At 30.4% G+C, this 549-nt stretch carries 1 protein-coding gene; it reads left to right on the top strand.

Annotated features, from left to right (window positions below; all coding sequences use genetic code 11):
• A partial coding sequence (locus N878_RS28020) for an SH3 domain-containing protein (protein WP_156350970.1) occupies nucleotides 1–481 on the top strand: 481 nt, incomplete at its 5' end.
• Nucleotides 482–549 lie beyond the last annotated feature (68 nt).

Below are 549 nucleotides of genomic sequence, written 5' to 3'. Positions count from 1 at the left end.
AACAGTTATAGCTTTAACCAATAATGATGTGATAACTAGACAAAATTACTTCGAGGGATTGAATCGTTTATGGAACACTGTTCTTTACTTTATTTCTAAACACTCAACGGCTTTATTATTACTGGCGAACCTCATTTACACTGATTTAATCTCTCCTATTAACCAAGCATTAACTTCAAAATATATAATAGATGAATTCATTGAAAAAAAACCAGAAACAGTATCGGAAGCTAAAAACGTTTTAAAAGACATTCCAATGAATAAAGAACTTAAAACCAATTACAGAATGGTTATAAAAGATACATTAGTAGTTAGAACACGTCCTAAAACAAATTCAAATGTAGCGTACGTATTAGACAAGTCATCAATTGTCTTTGTTGAAGAAAAGAAAAAGAATTGGAGTAAGGTTCTCTTTCGCAATGAAGCTGGTGAGGATCAAAGCGGATGGGTTTATACCCGTTATATTAAAAAGCTTGATTAAAACTGATTCCCTAAACGGGAGTCTTTTTTGTTTCAATTTTCTCTCTAAATAAAATTCTTCTTTTATTT

This window comes from Pseudomonas sp. EGD-AK9 (assembly GCF_000465935.2).
Taxonomy (GTDB): Bacteria; Pseudomonadota; Gammaproteobacteria; order Pseudomonadales; family Pseudomonadaceae; genus Aquipseudomonas.
Note: the sequence above shows the minus strand (reverse complement) of the source record. Positions and strands in the feature narration are given on the sequence as shown.